12 protein-coding genes, 2 tRNA genes and 1 pseudogene are annotated in these 14,814 nt (G+C 68.7%); 8 read left to right on the top strand and 7 right to left on the bottom strand.

Annotated features, from left to right (window positions below; all coding sequences use genetic code 11):
* The first annotated feature begins 14 nt into the window (after window positions 1-14).
* Complete coding sequence (locus AC4D2O_RS00480; protein WP_490904495.1) at window positions 15-353, top strand: DUF7793 family protein; 339 nt, start codon at window positions 15-17, stop codon at window positions 351-353.
* A gap of 124 nt (window positions 354-477) precedes the next feature.
* Here AC4D2O_RS00480 and AC4D2O_RS00475 read toward each other — a convergent pair whose 3' ends face one another.
* Window positions 478-909, bottom strand: coding sequence for a zinc-binding dehydrogenase (locus tag AC4D2O_RS00475; RefSeq protein ID WP_490904493.1), 432 nt, complete (start codon window positions 907-909; stop codon window positions 478-480).
* On the opposite strand from AC4D2O_RS00475, the pseudogene AC4D2O_RS00470 reads away from it, so the two are divergent.
* Window positions 796-2,065 (top strand): annotated as a pseudogene (locus AC4D2O_RS00470) (IS3 family transposase). The gene AC4D2O_RS00475 and the pseudogene AC4D2O_RS00470 overlap by 114 nt on opposite strands.
* A 225-nt stretch (window positions 2,066-2,290) precedes the next feature.
* Here the strand turns inward: AC4D2O_RS00470 and AC4D2O_RS00465 are convergent.
* The 3 genes from AC4D2O_RS00465 to tadA all read right to left on the bottom strand — a co-directional run bounded on the left by AC4D2O_RS00465 (window position 2,291) and on the right by tadA (window position 3,463).
* A tRNA-Ser gene (locus tag AC4D2O_RS00465) sits at window positions 2,291-2,380 on the bottom strand.
* A 57-nt stretch (window positions 2,381-2,437) separates the two neighbouring features.
* The gene (locus AC4D2O_RS00460; RefSeq protein WP_490904491.1) at window positions 2,438-2,926 is read right to left on the bottom strand and encodes a pyridoxamine 5'-phosphate oxidase family protein; all 489 of its coding nucleotides are present in this window, start codon (window positions 2,924-2,926) and stop codon (window positions 2,438-2,440) included.
* A 39-nt stretch (window positions 2,927-2,965) separates the two neighbouring features.
* Window positions 2,966-3,463 carry a tRNA adenosine(34) deaminase TadA gene (gene tadA, locus AC4D2O_RS00455; RefSeq protein ID WP_490904489.1) on the bottom strand — a complete coding sequence of 166 codons (498 nt, stop codon included), beginning with the start codon at window positions 3,461-3,463 and terminating at the stop codon, window positions 2,966-2,968.
* Window positions 3,464-3,486: 23 nt separating this feature from the next.
* On the opposite strand from tadA, the gene upp reads away from it, so the two are divergent.
* The 4 genes from upp (at window position 3,487) to AC4D2O_RS00435 (ending at window position 7,266) form a co-directional block, all read left to right on the top strand.
* The gene (upp, locus tag AC4D2O_RS00450; RefSeq protein ID WP_490904487.1) at window positions 3,487-4,122 is read left to right on the top strand and encodes a uracil phosphoribosyltransferase; all 636 of its coding nucleotides are present in this window, start codon (window positions 3,487-3,489) and stop codon (window positions 4,120-4,122) included.
* Between the two features lie 88 nt (window positions 4,123-4,210).
* The gene (locus tag AC4D2O_RS00445) at window positions 4,211-5,548 is read left to right on the top strand and encodes an APC family permease (RefSeq protein WP_490904485.1); all 1,338 of its coding nucleotides are present in this window, start codon (window positions 4,211-4,213) and stop codon (window positions 5,546-5,548) included.
* Window positions 5,549-5,878: 330 nt separating this feature from the next.
* Complete coding sequence (locus AC4D2O_RS00440; RefSeq protein ID WP_490904483.1) at window positions 5,879-6,694, top strand: winged helix-turn-helix domain-containing protein; 816 nt, start codon at window positions 5,879-5,881, stop codon at window positions 6,692-6,694.
* Between the two features lie 38 nt (window positions 6,695-6,732).
* The gene (locus AC4D2O_RS00435) at window positions 6,733-7,266 is read left to right on the top strand and encodes a SixA phosphatase family protein (protein WP_490904481.1); all 534 of its coding nucleotides are present in this window, start codon (window positions 6,733-6,735) and stop codon (window positions 7,264-7,266) included.
* 41 nt (window positions 7,267-7,307) lie between these two features.
* Here AC4D2O_RS00435 and AC4D2O_RS00430 read toward each other — a convergent pair whose 3' ends face one another.
* Window positions 7,308-8,726 (bottom strand): dihydrolipoyl dehydrogenase family protein, encoded by a 1,419-nt coding sequence (locus AC4D2O_RS00430; RefSeq protein ID WP_490904479.1) that lies wholly within the window; start codon window positions 8,724-8,726, stop codon window positions 7,308-7,310.
* Window positions 8,727-8,817: 91 nt separating this feature from the next.
* Window positions 8,818-8,893: transfer RNA gene (locus AC4D2O_RS00425), tRNA-Arg, on the bottom strand.
* Window positions 8,894-9,184: 291 nt separating this feature from the next.
* On the opposite strand from AC4D2O_RS00425, the gene AC4D2O_RS00420 reads away from it, so the two are divergent.
* Window positions 9,185-11,080 (top strand): phosphoenolpyruvate carboxykinase (GTP), encoded by a 1,896-nt coding sequence (locus AC4D2O_RS00420; RefSeq protein WP_490904477.1) that lies wholly within the window; start codon window positions 9,185-9,187, stop codon window positions 11,078-11,080.
* An 85-nt stretch (window positions 11,081-11,165) separates the two neighbouring features.
* Here AC4D2O_RS00420 and AC4D2O_RS00415 read toward each other — a convergent pair whose 3' ends face one another.
* A complete protein-coding gene (locus tag AC4D2O_RS00415) occupies window positions 11,166-12,614 on the bottom strand; it encodes a phosphomannomutase/phosphoglucomutase (protein WP_490904476.1) in 1,449 nt (482 codons plus the stop codon).
* Window positions 12,615-12,663: 49 nt separating this feature from the next.
* On the opposite strand from AC4D2O_RS00415, the gene AC4D2O_RS00410 reads away from it, so the two are divergent.
* Window positions 12,664-14,778 (top strand): RecQ family ATP-dependent DNA helicase, encoded by a 2,115-nt coding sequence (locus AC4D2O_RS00410; RefSeq protein ID WP_490904474.1) that lies wholly within the window; start codon window positions 12,664-12,666, stop codon window positions 14,776-14,778.
* Window positions 14,779-14,814: the final 36 nt, after the last annotated feature.

Genomic DNA, 14,814 nt, shown 5'->3' with positions numbered 1-14,814 from the left:
CGTTTACCGCGGAGATGCGCGGTGAGGTGATGTGGATCGAAGGGGTCACCCGGGCGACGGTCACCGACCGTATGGCGTCCTCCCTCGTCGAGCGGGCAAACGCCCTCAGCCCGAACATATGTCCGCCGATGCTGGTCATGCTCAATGAGATGGTGACCCTGAGCAGGGGTGCTCTGAAGATCTTTGCCCGCGGGATGAACATCGCCGCCCTGGCTTCGGTCGGCCCGTCGCCGGTCGATCGGCTTATCGCCAGCTACTTTACCAATGTCCATAACCCGCCCTACCCGACACGCCACTTCACCACCGTCGAGGAAGCCCACGCCTGGTTGACCGACTACCCGCACGCTGGTTGATGTTGTCCGGCCATCTCGATCAGAACCCACAGTCAGCCGGACCGCATCGAAAACCTCGCACCGAGTAAGGTCACAGCGAGAGGTTCGGTGACGCCGCCAGAGTGGGCGCTACTAACTCGGTGATCTAGAAGGTCAGCACCAATCGACCGCGGACGCCGCCTGCTTCGACGCGACGATGCGCTTCAGGCGCATCCTCGGCAGCCAGGACATTCGCTATACGCGGCGTCACAATTCCGTCCTCCACCGCCTGCCGTAGTCCGTCGAGCTTCGCAGCGGAGTGAAAGTCATGGAACACCCATACCGCTTCGAAACGGATGGCACGTGTAGGCCTTCCCTTCCACCCTCGCACCGAGATAAAGACTCCCTGATCACGCAGGGCAGGTACAACTGAACCGCTCTGGGTTTGATGGAGGCTTTTGACCTTGGAAACGAGAATAGAGTCATGGCATCGAGTCAGGGAGTTGGGAGGCCGACAGCACGTCGGTACTCGCCGGAAGAGAAAGCCGCAGCGGTCCGGATGGTGCGGACGTTGCGGGCAGAGCTCGGGACCGAGCACGGGACGGTTCATCGGGTCGCATCGCATCGCAGCTCGGGTACGGAACGGAATCGGTACGGTCATGGGTCCGTCAAGCCGACGTCGATGAAGGTCACGCTGCCGGCGTGAGTACCGCCGAGGCCAAGCGGGTGCGGGAGCTTGAACAAGAAGTCCGGGAGCTGCGGCGGGCGAACGAGATCCTGAAGCGGGCCGCGAGTTTCTTCGGGGCGGAGCTCGACCGCCAACACCGGAAGTAGTTGCGTTCATCGACGCGAACAGACACGACATCGTCGAAGGCCGACCGCTTGGAGTCGAGCCCATCTGCACCCTGCTGCAGGTGGCCCCGAGCACGTACTACGCCGCGAAGAACCGCGTCCCGTCCGCGCGTGCCGTCAGCGACGCGGCCCTCACACCCGAGCTGGTCACACTATGGGAGGCCAATTACCGGGTCTGCGGTGTCCGTGAACTCTGGAAAGCCGCCCGCCGCGCCGGTATCGCTATCGGCCGCGACCAGACGGGCAGATTGATGCGCGCCGCTGGTATCGAAGGCGCGACCCGTTCGAAGAGGGTGAAGACCACGCGGCCTGATCCCGCCGCGGCACGACACCCGGACCTCGTTCGCCGTGTATTCACGGCGACGGCGCCGAACCGGCTATGGGTGACTGACCTGACCTTCGTTCCGACCTGGGCCGGCGTCGCGTACGTCTGCTTCATCATCGACGCGTACTCGCGGATGATCGTCGGGTGGAGGTGCGCCTCTCATGTGCGCACGGGCATGGTCCTCGACGCGATCGAAATGGCCCGCTGGTCACGGGGCCGTCATCACGAGGACCTGCGCTGCCACAGCGATGCGGGTAGCCAATTCACGTCGATTCGGTGCGGCGAACGCCTTGCTGAGATTGGCGCGACCCCGTCGATCGGGACTGTTGGCGATTCATATGACAATGCTCTGGCCGAGACGGTGAACGGTTACTACAAGACCGAGCTCGTCCGTGGTCCAGCACGCCCGGGGCCCTGAAAAACGGGCGAGGATCTCTAGCTAGCGACGCTCGGATGGGTCCACTGGCACAACACGCAGCGCCTTCACGGCTACCTCGGCGATGTTCCGCCTGCGGAGTTCGAGCAGGCGTTCTATGCTGACCAGACCGACCACAATCGGCTGGTGGGAATCACATAACGCGAGTCTCCATCAAACCCAGCGCGGTTCACACCACAAGCCAAAGGCCTCCCTAGCGTGCCCAGAACCACGCCAGGGAGGCCTTTCTCGCGCCTAAACCAGGAGCGCACGGCGCTCCAGCTAGCCGGCGTTCGACGAAACACTCGTTAAACAACGAATTCCTCCCCACAAGACGCTGCGAGAAGGAATTCGTTACGTAGAACCCGGAAAACCGTGATCTACCCGTGGCGGTGACGGTGGGATTTGAACCCACGTTGGCTTTTACACCAAACAACATTTCGAGTGTTGCACCTTCGGCCGCTCGGACACGTCACCAACGCCACTACGTTACCGGTTCCAGCGCCCCAGACCCAAAACGGGTCCGGTACGGACCTACGGCAGTTCGATGACCTCGTTCTTGCCGGAGTCCGGCTTGGTGCCCGTCACGAGGCCCTTGACCATCTTCACGGCCGAGACCACGCGCGGCGCGTCCAGGGACCAGTACTCGGCCATGTCGGCGTCGACGTGGATGAGGGCGACGGCGGGATCGTCGCGCCCGTCCTCGAACCACGCGGACACCGAGGGGCCCCACAACTCGTCGATCTTCGCCTGATCCTTGGTCAGGGTCGCCGTGCCGGCGATGGACACATAGCCCTTGCCCGTGCTCGCCGAGACATTGACCTGCGGATTCGCGCGGATCTCGTCGGCCTTGGGGGAGGGGTCCTCGGTGAAGAACCAGAGATCGCCGTCGAAGTCCTTCGCCTGCAGGGCGAGCGGCCGGCTCACGAGCTGCCCGTCGAGGCTCACCGTGGTGAGGATCGCGATGTCGGCCTTGCCGAGGATGTCCTGTACTTCCTTCAAACCGTCCTGCTGGTCTGCCACGTCTGCTCCTTCGTGAGGCCTGCTGCGTATTTACTAAGCCTACGCACTATTCGTTCGGGGGGCTCGCTGAGTGACGAAGAACTCCCTGAGCAGCCGCGCGCACTCGTCCTCACGGACGCCGGGATATACCTCGGTCCAATGGTTGAGTCGGGGTTCGCGCAGGACGTCGAACACCGACCCCGAAGCCCCGGCCTTCTCGTCCCACGCCCCGAACACCACGCGGGAAATGCGCGCCAGCACCGACGCCCCCGCGCACATGGCGCACGGCTCCAGCGTCACCACCAGCGTGCAGCCCTCGAGCCGCCACGCGCCCAGCCGGCCCGCGGCGGCACGGATGGCCTGCACCTCGGCGTGCGCCGTCGGGTCGCCGAGTTCCTCGCGCTGGTTCCAGCCCAGGCCCACCACGTCGCCGTCCGGGTCGACGACGACGGCACCGATCGGGACGTCCGCACTCGTCCGCGTCAGCTCGGCGGCCTTCAGGGCCAGGCCCATCCACGCGTGGTGCTCGGGGTCCACGGCGGGCAGGGCGGGGGTCATGGGCACAATGGTACTTTTGAGGCATGCGCGTACTGGTAGTCGACCACCCCCTGGTAGCCCACAAACTCACGGTTCTCCGGGACAAGGACACGTCGTCGCCGGTGTTCCGGCTCCTCACCGAGGAGCTCGTCACCCTGCTGGCCTACGAGGCCACGCGCGACGTCCGCGTGGAGACCGTGTCCATCGAAACGCCTGTCACGAAGACGGAGGGCACCGGGCTCGTGAAGCCCACGCCCCTCGTGGTGCCCATCCTCCGCGCCGGCCTCGGGATGCTCGAGGGCATGACGCGTCTCGTGCCGACGGCGGAGGTCGGTTTCCTCGGTATGGCACGCAACGAGGAGACCCTCGAGGCCATCACCTACGCCGAGCGGTTGCCGGACGACCTCACGGGCCGCCAGGTGTTCGTTCTCGATCCCATGCTCGCCACCGGTGGCACCCTCCGCGAGGCCATCAAGTTCCTCTTCGCCCGCGGTGCGGCCGACATCACGTGCATCTGCCTGCTCGCAGCGCCCGAAGGGCTCGCCACGCTGCAGGAGGAGCTCGAGGACCGTAACGTCACCATCGTGCTGGCCTCCATCGACGAGAAGCTCAACGAGAAGTCCTACATCGTGCCGGGCCTCGGAGACGCGGGGGACCGCCTCTACGGCGTCGTCGGCTAGGTAGGACAGGCGTCGTCCGCGCCGGCACAACAGCGCCGGAATGGCGCGAGGGGTTGCGCCATCGCGTGCGAGGGACTGCAATGGTGCGATGGCCACGGACAGCGGCACCACCGAAGCGAGCACCGAGGGCGGACTGAAGCGGGCCATCGGTGCGCCGCTGCTGTTCGCCTTCATCGTCGGCGACACCCTCGGGGCGGGTATCTACACCCTCGTGGGCACCATGGCGGACGATGTCGGGGGTGTGATCTGGCTGCCGCTGCTCATCGCGCTGGTCGTGGCGCTCCTCACCGCCGGGACATACGCGGAACTCATCACCAAGTACCCGCACGCCGGAGGTGCCGCGCGGTACGCAGACCGGGCCTTCGGCATCCCGTACCTGTCGTTCCTCGTCGGGTTCCTCATGATGGCATCCGGCATCACCACCGCCGCGGCCCTGGCGAACGCCTTCGCCGGCGACTACCTCGCCGCGCTGATCGATGTCCCGCCCGCTCCGACAGCCGTGGTCTTCATCATCCTGTTGACGCTGATCAACCTCCGTGGTGTGCGGGAATCACTGACCGCCAACCTCGTCGCCTCGATCATCGAGGTCACGGGCCTCGTGCTCGTGATCGTGCTCGCCGCCATCGTGCTCACCAGCGGCAACGGAGAACCGGGCCGGTTGCTCGAGTTCGCCCCCGATGTACCACCGCTGCAGGGCGCGTTCGCGGCGTCCGTGATCGCCTTCTTCTCGTTCCTCGGCTTCGAGGCCGCAGCCAACATGGCCGAGGAGGTGCGGGACCCCTCCAAGGCCTACCCCCGGGCGCTCTTCGGCGCGATCGGTACTGCGGCCGTCGTCTATCTCCTCATCGCCATCGGCGCGGTCATCGTCCTCCCGCCGACCGAGCTCGCCCAGTCCACCGGGCCGTTGCTCGACGTCGTGAATGCCAGCGGCGTGGCCGTCCCGTCGTGGCTGTTCAGCCTGATCGCCCTGATCGCCATCGCCAACGGCGCCCTGCTGTTCATGGTCATGGCCAGCCGCGTGGCCTACGGCCTCGCGGAGGCAGACCTCCTGCCACGGGCCTTCGCGCGGGTGCTGCCCAACCGGCGCACGCCGTGGGTCTCGATCGTCGTCGTCGCCGGACTGACCATCGTGCTGACCCTCTTCGGGGACCTCGCCACGCTCGCCGAGACCACCGTGCTCCTGCTCCTGCTGGTGTTCATCTCGGCCAATGTCAGCGTTCTCGTCCTGAAGAAGGACAAGGTGGAGCACGCCCACTTCTCGGCCCCCCGGATCGTGCCGATCCTGGCCATCGTCGCCAGCATCGCGCTGCTGTCCCAGCAGTCCGGCGTCGTCTGGCTCGGCGCCATCGCCTACATGGTGGTCGGGTCGCTGCTGTTCCTGGCAGCCCGCGCCGGACGCAAGCGCGAGCAGCGCGTCGTGCAGTAGCGCAGGCCGGCACGAGGGGCGTCGCTCCACCCGATCGCCGTAGCGCCGTCTCGCATGCCGGACAAAGTTCCTTTGTTACTTGTGCGTAGCCGATTGTTACATGCAATAATTCCTTGCGTGATCACCCACTCACTCGCATATGCAGCCGTCGCCTGCTGCCCGGATATCTTGTCCGGGAACGGGCCGCGCTGTCATCGAATGCACGCGTAACGGTTACACCCAACCTCTTCCTACGCATTTCGAGCCCAACGGCGGGCAATCCTCTTCATACCGGCCGGGCTCATCCCGCATTCGAGCCGCGATGACGGCACACTTCACGAGGTGGTTTTCATGTCAGTAAATCCGGGCTACGTCCATATCTCACTCCGCTCCCCGCACGGCGCCCAGGGGCGCCAGGCCATCACCCCGGCCTTTCCGGCGCCGGGGCAGCAGGGGCCGCGCCCGCACTCGCGCCTCCAGGCGGTCCCCGGGGACGTGCAGCACCTGAGCGCTCCGGTACCCGTCGTCGCCCCCAACGGCGTCCCCGGCCCGCAGGCGGTCTCGGGCGACACGACGGCGCGCGGCTTCGTGCTGTACGTCGCGCTCGACGACGCGACCGCCGCGGCGGCCGGGACCACGTTCTCGAAGCTCGCGCAGGACGTCCGCGCCTATGTCCGCTCGCTCGTCCCGACGGCGGAGAGCCACGCGGCCGTGGCGCTCGCCCCGGCAGATGCCCCCGGATCCGACATCGATGTCGTCCGTGCCGCCCTCGGCGACCCGACGGTCGCCCGCCGCCCCCGCCTCGACGCCGCGTCCGCGGCCCCGCAGGCCCAGCCGGCGCGTCCCACGGGCGTGCTGATCGACCTGTCGCGGCGCGAGGTGCACCTCGACGGCGAGACGCTCAACCTGACCTTCAAGGAGTTCGAGCTGCTGAACTACCTCGTGGAGAACGCGACCCGCACCGTGGGCCGCGAGGAACTGCTCAGCGGGCTCTGGCGGAACGCCGACGAGGTGCCGAACGAGCGCACCATCGACGTCCACATCCGGCGCCTGCGCTCCAAGCTCGGTCGCCTGGCCAATACCGTGCGCACCGTGCGCGGACAGGGCTACCGCTTCTACGACCACCCCGAAGTGATCGTCTGGGCCGCTCCGGAGTACTCGATCTAGCGCCGCCGGCCGTCGCCCGGAAGCCATAGACTGCGGAAATGGACCACCACCGGAAGAAGCTCCTGCTGCTGCGCCATGCGAAGGCCGAGTTCCAGGAGGGCGTACCGGACCACGAGCGGTCCCTCAGCTCCCGGGGGCACGCGGACGCGCCACTGGTGGGCCGCTGGATGGTGGAGCACGACGCCGTCCCCGACTTCATCCTCGTCTCCTCGGCCCTCCGGACCCGGCAGACCTGCACCTGGGTCTGCAAGGAACTCGGGGACAAGGCGCCCACGCCCAAGCTCGAGGACGACCTCTACGCGGCGCGTCCCTCGGAGATGCTCGCACTCATCAACCACGTGCCGCCGACCGTCACGAGTCTCCTCGTGATCGCGCACAACCCCGGCGTGCAGGAGCTCGCGATGCGTCTCGCATCCGTGCGCTCGAGCGAAGACGCCGTCATGGACCTGGCGACGGACTACCCGACGGCCGGGCTCACGGTCCTCTCGTACGACGGCGAGTGGGCCGAACTCGACGGGCGCGACGCCGAGGTCACCGACTTCGTGGTGCGCCGCGCGTCGACCGTGCGCTGACCGGCGCCGGTCCTGCGAACCGCGTCAGCCTGGGATCTTCCCTACAGCCCGTACTGCTCGAGCAGCCGCAGCCAGACCTCGCTGACCGTGGGGTAGGCGGGGACGGCATGCCACAGCCGGTCGAGGGGTACCTCACCGACGACGGCGATGGTCGCGGCGTGCAGCAGCTCGGACACCTCCGGGCCGGCGAACGTCACCCCGACGAGCACCTTGCGGTCCTCGTCCACCACCATCTGCGCCCAGCCCGTGTAGCCGTCGGAATGGAGCGACGAGCCGGCCACCGCGATGGGCAGCGAGGTCTCGGACGCGTTGACGCCGTCCTTCCGCGCCTGGTCCAGGGTGCGCCCCACCATCGCGATCTCCGGGTCGGTGAACACCACCTGCGGTACCGCTCCGCGGTCCGCGGTGGCGGTGTACGGGCTCCAGTCCGCCGCCGTGTCCCCGAGCGTGCCGGACGCCCGGGCGGCGATGGCGTCCCCGGTCATCCGCGCCTCGTACTTGCCCTGATGGGTGAGCTGCACCCTGCCGCCGGCGTCGCCGACGGCGTAGAGCCAGCCCCCGGCATCGGGCACGCGCCCGGTGTCGTCGGCCCGGATCTTCGTCACGTCGAGGCCTAGCTCCTCGAGACCGAGCCCGTCCGTGTGCGGGTGGCGGCCGGTGGAGACGAGCAGCCGCTCCGCGGTGACGGTCCCGCCGTCGCCGACCCCGAGCACGAACAGGCCGTCCTCCTTGCGGACCGACGTCGTCGCGGTGTCCGTCAGGACGGTGATGCCCTCGCCCCGGAGCGCATCGAGCACGAGGTCGGACGCCTCCTTCGGGTAATTGCCGAGGATGCCGCTGCGCGCGACGACCGTGACCTCCGCCCCGAGCCGCGAGTACGCCTGTGCCAGCTCCACGCCGGCCACCCCGCCGCCGAGGACGGCGAGGCTCGCCGGGACCTCCTTGGCCGAGGTGGCCTCGCGGGTGGTCCAGTAGTCGAGGTCGGCGAGTCCGTCGACGGGCGGGACGGTCGGCGTCGAGCCGGTGGCCAGGACGACGGCGTGGCCGGCGAGGTAGCGCGCCTCCGACCCGTCGTCATGGCTGATGGTCACTTCCCGCTCGCCGGTGATCCTGGCCCAGCCGCGTTCCAGGGTGATGCCGGCGGAGGCGACCCACTCCTCCTGCGAGGAGTCGTCCCAGTCGGAGGTGAAGGAGGTGCGGCGTTCCAGGACCTGCTGCGCGTCGAGGGAGCCGGTGATCGCCTCGCGAGCGCCGGCGACACCCCGGGCGGCGTTCAGGACGGTGCCGGGGCGGAGCAGCGCCTTGGACGGCATGCACGCCCAGTAGGAGCATTCGCCGCCCACGAGGTCGGCCTCGACGAGGACCGCGGAGAGGCCCTTCTGCACCACTCGCCCTGCCACGTTCTCGCCGACCGCGCCGGCTCCGATCACGATGACGTCGATGTTCCGGGATTCGCTCATATGCAGAGCCTCCCACCCGCCCTGCGGGGGAGCAACCCGACGAGAAAGGCCCCGGCCGGAGCCGGGGCCTTTCTCGTCGTACATCGAACCGTGGTGCGCGCGAAGGGATTCGAACCCCCAACCTTCTGATCCGTAGTCAGATGCTCTATCCGTTGAGCTACGCACGCATCCGTAGGCATTCAGATCGACGGGCGACTGAGTCCTACAAGCTGGCCGTTTGGCCGTAGACAACTTTAGCGTGGAATCCGCAGGACGCCTAATCAACGGGCTGACCCCGGCATCTCTATACCGGTCTAGGTGACCTTCGTCACACGGCGGCCCTGCGTAAGCGCAGGACATCGCAGTCATGACGCGGATCACGCTCGGGTTCCCTCGGATGTTTCGTCCTCGGGACCCATCCCCGAAATACGCCGCCCCTAGCATCGATACTCCGAGCACCCACACCGAAGGGAAGACTAATGGGCCATACTGCGCGTCAGCTTGATGAGGTCGGCACACCACCCACACATCCTGACGGCAGCCCGCTGCCGGATGCCTCCGGCGCTGCGCCGACTACTCATCCGGCCCTCCTCGCCTGGGTGCGGGAGGTGCAGGAGCTCACGCAGCCCGCCGAGGTCGTATGGGTGGACGGGTCGGAGGAGGAGAACACGCGCCTCACGGAGCAGCTCGTGGCCAGCGGGACCTTCGTCCGGCTGAATCCCGAGACGTTCCCCAACTCCTTCGCGGCGTTCTCGGACCCCAAGGACGTGGCCCGTGTGGAGGAGCAGACCTTCATCTGCTCGAAGGACGAACGCGAGGCCGGCTTCACGAACAACTGGATGGACCCGGACGAGATGAAGGCGAAGCTCACCGGCCTCTTCACCGGCTCCATGCGCGGGCGCACGATGTACGTCATCCCCTTCGTCATGGGCCACCTCGACGCGGAGGACCCCAAGTTCGGCGTCGAGATCACGGACAGTGCGTACGTGGTGACGTCCATGCGGATCATGGCGACCACCGGCACCGCGGTCCTGGACCGGATGACCGAGCTCGGCGCCGGGTTCGTCCCCGCGCTCCACTCCCTCGGAGCCCCGCTGGAACCGGGTCAGGACGATGTGCCGTGGCCGTGCAACGACGACAAGTGGATCGTGCACTTCCCGGAGGAGCGCTCCATCTGGTCCTACGGCTCCGGCTACGGCGGAAACGCCCTGCTCGGCAAGAAGTGCTACGCGCTGCGGATCGCCTCCGTGATGGCGCGCGACGAGGGCTGGCTGGCCGAGCACATGCTGATCCTCAAGCTCACCTCGCCGGTAGGCAAGACCTACTACCTCTCCGCGGCCTTCCCCTCGGCCTGCGGCAAGACCAACCTCGCGCTGCTCGACCCCACGATCGACGGCTGGAAGGTCGAGACCCTGGGCGACGACATCACCTGGATGCGCTTCGGCAAGGAGGGCGAACTCCGGGCCGTCAACCCCGAGACGGGCCTGTTCGGGGTCGCCCCGGGCACCGGCTGGGGGACCAACCCGAACGCCATGCGGGCGATCGCGAAGGGCAACTCGGTCTTCACCAACGTGGCCCTCACCGACGACGGCGGCGTGTGGTGGGAGGGCATGACCGACGAGGTGCCCGTGCACCTGACCGACTGGCAGGGCCGGGACTGGACGCCCGACATGGGCAGGGACACGGGCCATCCGGCCGCACACCCGAACGCCCGCTTCTGCACGCCGATCGACCAGATCGACATGCTCGCCGAGGAGTTCCACCGGCCCGACGGCGTCGAACTCGCCGCCATCCTCTTCGGCGGCCGTCGCAAGACGACCGTCCCGCTCGTCACGCAGTCACGCAACTGGGCCAACGGCATCTTCATGGGCTCCACGCTGTCCTCGGAGACCACGGCGGCCGCCGCGGGCCAGGTGGGGCGGGTGCGCCGTGACCCCATGGCCATGCTGCCGTTCATCGGGTACGACGCCGGCGACTACCTCCGCCACTGGCTCACCCTCAGCGCCGGGGCGGACCAGGCCCGGCTGCCGAAGATCTTCCTCGTCAACTGGTTCCGGCGCACCGAGACCGGCGGTTTCGCCTGGCCGGGCTTCGGCGACAACTCGCGCGTGCTCAAGTGGGTCATCGAGCGGCTCGAGGGCACGGCCGACGCCGTCGAGACGCCCATCGGGTTCGTCCCCACCGGGGACGCCCTGGACCTGACCGGGCTCGACATGACCCCGGCCGAGGTCGAGGCCGCGGTGCACGTCGACGCGGTCGAGTGGGCCGAGGAGCTCGAGGGCATCGAGCAGTGGTACGCCCGCTTCGGCGACTCGCTGCCCGAGGAGCTGAAGGGACAGCTCGAGGAACTGAAGCAGCGCTTCAGCGTCGCCTGACGCGCCGGATCCCGATCCCTCCGCACGGGAGAGGCCCCTTCCCGCCGGGAAGGGGCCTCTCCCGTGCCTGCGGACCGAGCGCGGCCTAGTCGCGGATGACGGCCAGCACGCGCTGCACGAGGTCCTCGAGCGTCTGCGGATCCACGGCCTCGGCGTTGAGCCGCAGGTACGGCTCGGTGTTCGACGGGCGGAGGTTGAACCACCAGTCGCCGTGCTCCGGGGTGAAGGTCAGGCCGTCGAGGTCGTCGACCACCACGCCGTCCTGCTCGAACTCCTGGCGTGCACGGGCGATGGATGCGGGCAGGTCCTGCACCTTCGAGTTGACCTCGCCCGAGGAGAAGTAGGGCTCGTACTCACGGCCCAGTTCGGACAGCGGGCCGTCCTGCTCGCCGAGCGCTGCCAGGACGTGCATGGCCGCGAGCATGCCGGTGTCCGCGTTCCAGAAGTCGCGGAAGTAGTAGTGTGCCGAGTGCTCGCCGCCGAACACGGCCCCCTCCTCGGCCATGACGGCCTTGATGAAGGAGTGGCCCACGCGCGTGCGGACCGGGCGGCCGCCGTCGTGCCGGATCAGTTCCGGCACCGCACGGGACGTGATGAGGTTGTGGATGATCACGGGCTCCGGCTCGCCGGCGGCCTGCGCGCGGGCGATCTCGCGGCGCGCGACCATAGCCGTGATGGCGCTCGGCGAGACGGGCTCGCCGCGCTCGTCGATGATGAAGCAGCGGTCGGCATCGCCGTCGAAGGCGATCCCGATGTCCGCCCCGTGCTGCACGACGGCGGCCTGCAGGTCGAGCAGGTTCTCCGGCTCCAGCGGGTTGGCCGGGTGGTTGGGGAACGAGCCGTCGAGCTCGAAGTACAGGGGCACGATGTCGAACGGCAGGGCGGGGAGGATCCGGTCGCCGAGGACGGCGGGCGTGGTGAGGCCCGCCATGCCGTTGCCGGCGTCCACCACGATCTTCAGCGGGCGCGACGCCGAGAGGTCCACCTGGGAGCGCAGGAACCGCGAGTACTCGTCGAGGATGTCGCGGACGCCGGTGGTGCCCTGGGTCTCCGCGGCGGGGATCGCGTCGTCCGCGAGGTAGCGCTCGGCGCGTTCCTGGATGTCCTTCAGACCGGTCTCCGAGGAGACGGGGACGGCGCCTGGGCGCGTCATCTTCATGCCGTTGTACTGGGCCGGGTTGTGGCTGGCCGTGAAGGTCACGCCGGCGGCGTGCAGGGTGCCGCTGGCGTAGTACAGCTCGTCGGTAGAGATGAGGTCGAGGAAGATCACGTTCGCGCCGCGCCGGGTGGCACCCTCGGCGAACGCCTTCGAGAACTCGGGGGACGAGGGGCGCATGTCGCCGCCGACGAGGATGGTTTCGCCCGCGAGCTCCAGGGAGTCCACGAAGGCCGCGCCGACCGCGCGGACGGAGTCCACCGTGATGGTCTCGCCGACGATGCCACGGACGTCGTAGGCCTTGAAGGATGCTGAGAGATCGAAGGTTGTAGTCACGGTGGAGAGTCTATCGGTGGGGCTGCGGGCGCTTGCACACATGGCGGAACCGGCCGCATGGACTGGGGGAGGCGGCTGGGATACTGGGGAAATGTCGTCGACCACCACGCTCAACGAGCAAGCCACCGCCATCCTGCACACCCTCGTCGGATCACCCGACGCGCACTTCCATGAGGGGCAGTTCGAGGCCATCGAGGCGCTCGTCGAGGGTGGGCGGCGGGCCCTCGTCGTGCAGCGCACGGGATGGGGGAAGTCAGCCGTCTACTTCGTGGCGAGCCTGCTCCTGCGTGCCCGCGGCGCCGGCCCCACGCTGATCGTCTCGCCGCTGCTCGCGCTCATGCGGGATCAGGTGGCCGCTGCAGCCCGGGCCGGGGTGCGTGCCGAGGCCATCAACTCGGCGAACCAGACCGAGTGGCAGGACATCGAGGCGAAGCTCCAGCGGGACGAGGTGGACGTCCTCCTCGTCTCGCCCGAGCGCCTCAACAACCCGTCCTTCCGCGAGCTGTACCTGCCGGAGCTCATGCGGCGCACGGGGCTGCTCGTGATCGACGAGGCGCACTGCATCTCGGACTGGGGCCACGACTTCCGCCCCGACTACCGGCGCCTGCGGGAGCTGATCATGGGACTGCCTCAGGGCGTTCCCGTGCTGGCCACCACGGCCACGGCGAACTCCCGCGTGGTGAAGGACGTGGAGGAGCAGCTCGGCGCGGGCGGCACGGACGTCTTCACGCTGCGCGGCGAGCTGGCGCGCAAATCGCTGCGGCTCGGCGTGCTGCGCCTGCCGAGCCCCCGCTCCCGCCTCGCCTGGCTCCTCACCCACCTGTCCGACCTGCCGGGCAGCGGCATCATCTACGCCCTGACCGTGTCGGCGGCCGAGGACACCGCCCGGCTGCTGCGCGAGAACGGGCACGCCGTCCGTGCCTATACGGGACGCACCGATCCCGCGGACCGCGAGGCCGCGGAGGCGGCCCTGAAGAACAACGAGGTCAAGGCGCTCGTGGCCACCAGCGCGCTCGGCATGGGCTTCGACAAGCCAGACCTCGGCTTCGTGGTGCACCTCGGGGCGCCGTCCTCGCCCGTCGCCTACTACCAGCAGGTGGGGCGCGCGGGCCGCGGGACGCCGAACGCCGACGTCCTGCTGTTGCCCGGCGCCGAGGACCGCGACATCTGGGAGTACTTCGCCACCGCGTCGATGCCGTCCCAGGACGCCGCACTGCGCGTGCTCGAGGCCCTGGAGCCTGGCGTCGTCCTGTCCACGCCGGCGCTGGAGACACGGGTCAACCTGAAGCGCTCGCCCCTCGAGCTGCTCCTCAAGGTGCTCGACGTCGATGGCGCCGTCCGCAAGGTGACCGGCGGCTGGGAGAGCACCGGGACGCCCTGGACGTACGACGCCGACCGGTACCGCCGCATCAGCGAGGCCCGCATGGTGGAGCAGAAGTCCATGCTCGACTACGAGAACACCGCGGGCTGCCGCATGGAGTTCCTCTCCCGGTCCCTCGACGACCCGGCCGCCACCCCGTGCGGCCGCTGCGACAACTGCGCCGGCCCCTGGTACTCGGACGAGGTGGCGCACGGGGCCTCCGATTCCGCGAGCCAGGCCCTCAGCCGGGTCGGCGTGGAGCTGGAACCGCGGGGCCAGTGGCCCTCCGGGATGGACAAGCTGGGCGTGCCCCTGAAGGGGAAGCTGAAGCCGGGCGAGGTCAGCCTGCCCGGACGGGCCCTGGCGCGCCTGACCGATCTCGGCTGGGGCAACAGGCTGCGTGAGCTCCTGGCGGATGCCACGCCGGACGCGCCGCTGGATCCTGCGGTGATCGAGGCGGTGGTACGCGTGCTGGTGCAGTGGGGCTGGGACGAACGGCCGGTCGCCGTCGTCAGCGTCCCCTCCCGACGGCGGCCGGAGCTCATCGGGTCGCTCGCGCAGGCGCTCGCCCAGGTGGGCCGCATCCCCTACCTCGGACAGCTGGCCACCCCGCTCGGCTTCCCGCAGGGCCAGCCCGGGGGCAACAGCGCCTTCCGCCTGGCGTCGGTATGGGATCACTTCGCCGTCCCCGAGGGCGGCGCCGCCTGGTTCGCCGCGAATCCCGGGCCGGTGCTGCTCGTGGACGACTTCGCGGACAGCCGCTGGACGATCACCGAGGCGGGGCGGGCGCTGCGCACCGCCGGTGCCTCGGGTGTGCTGCCGTTCGCCCTGGCGCTCAAGGCATAACGGCCCGGTCCGGGAACGCGAAGGGCCCCCGGAACA

The sequence above is a fragment of the Arthrobacter sp. TJ-238 genome (assembly GCF_058269215.1).
Note: the sequence above shows the minus strand (reverse complement) of the source record. Positions and strands in the feature narration are given on the sequence as shown.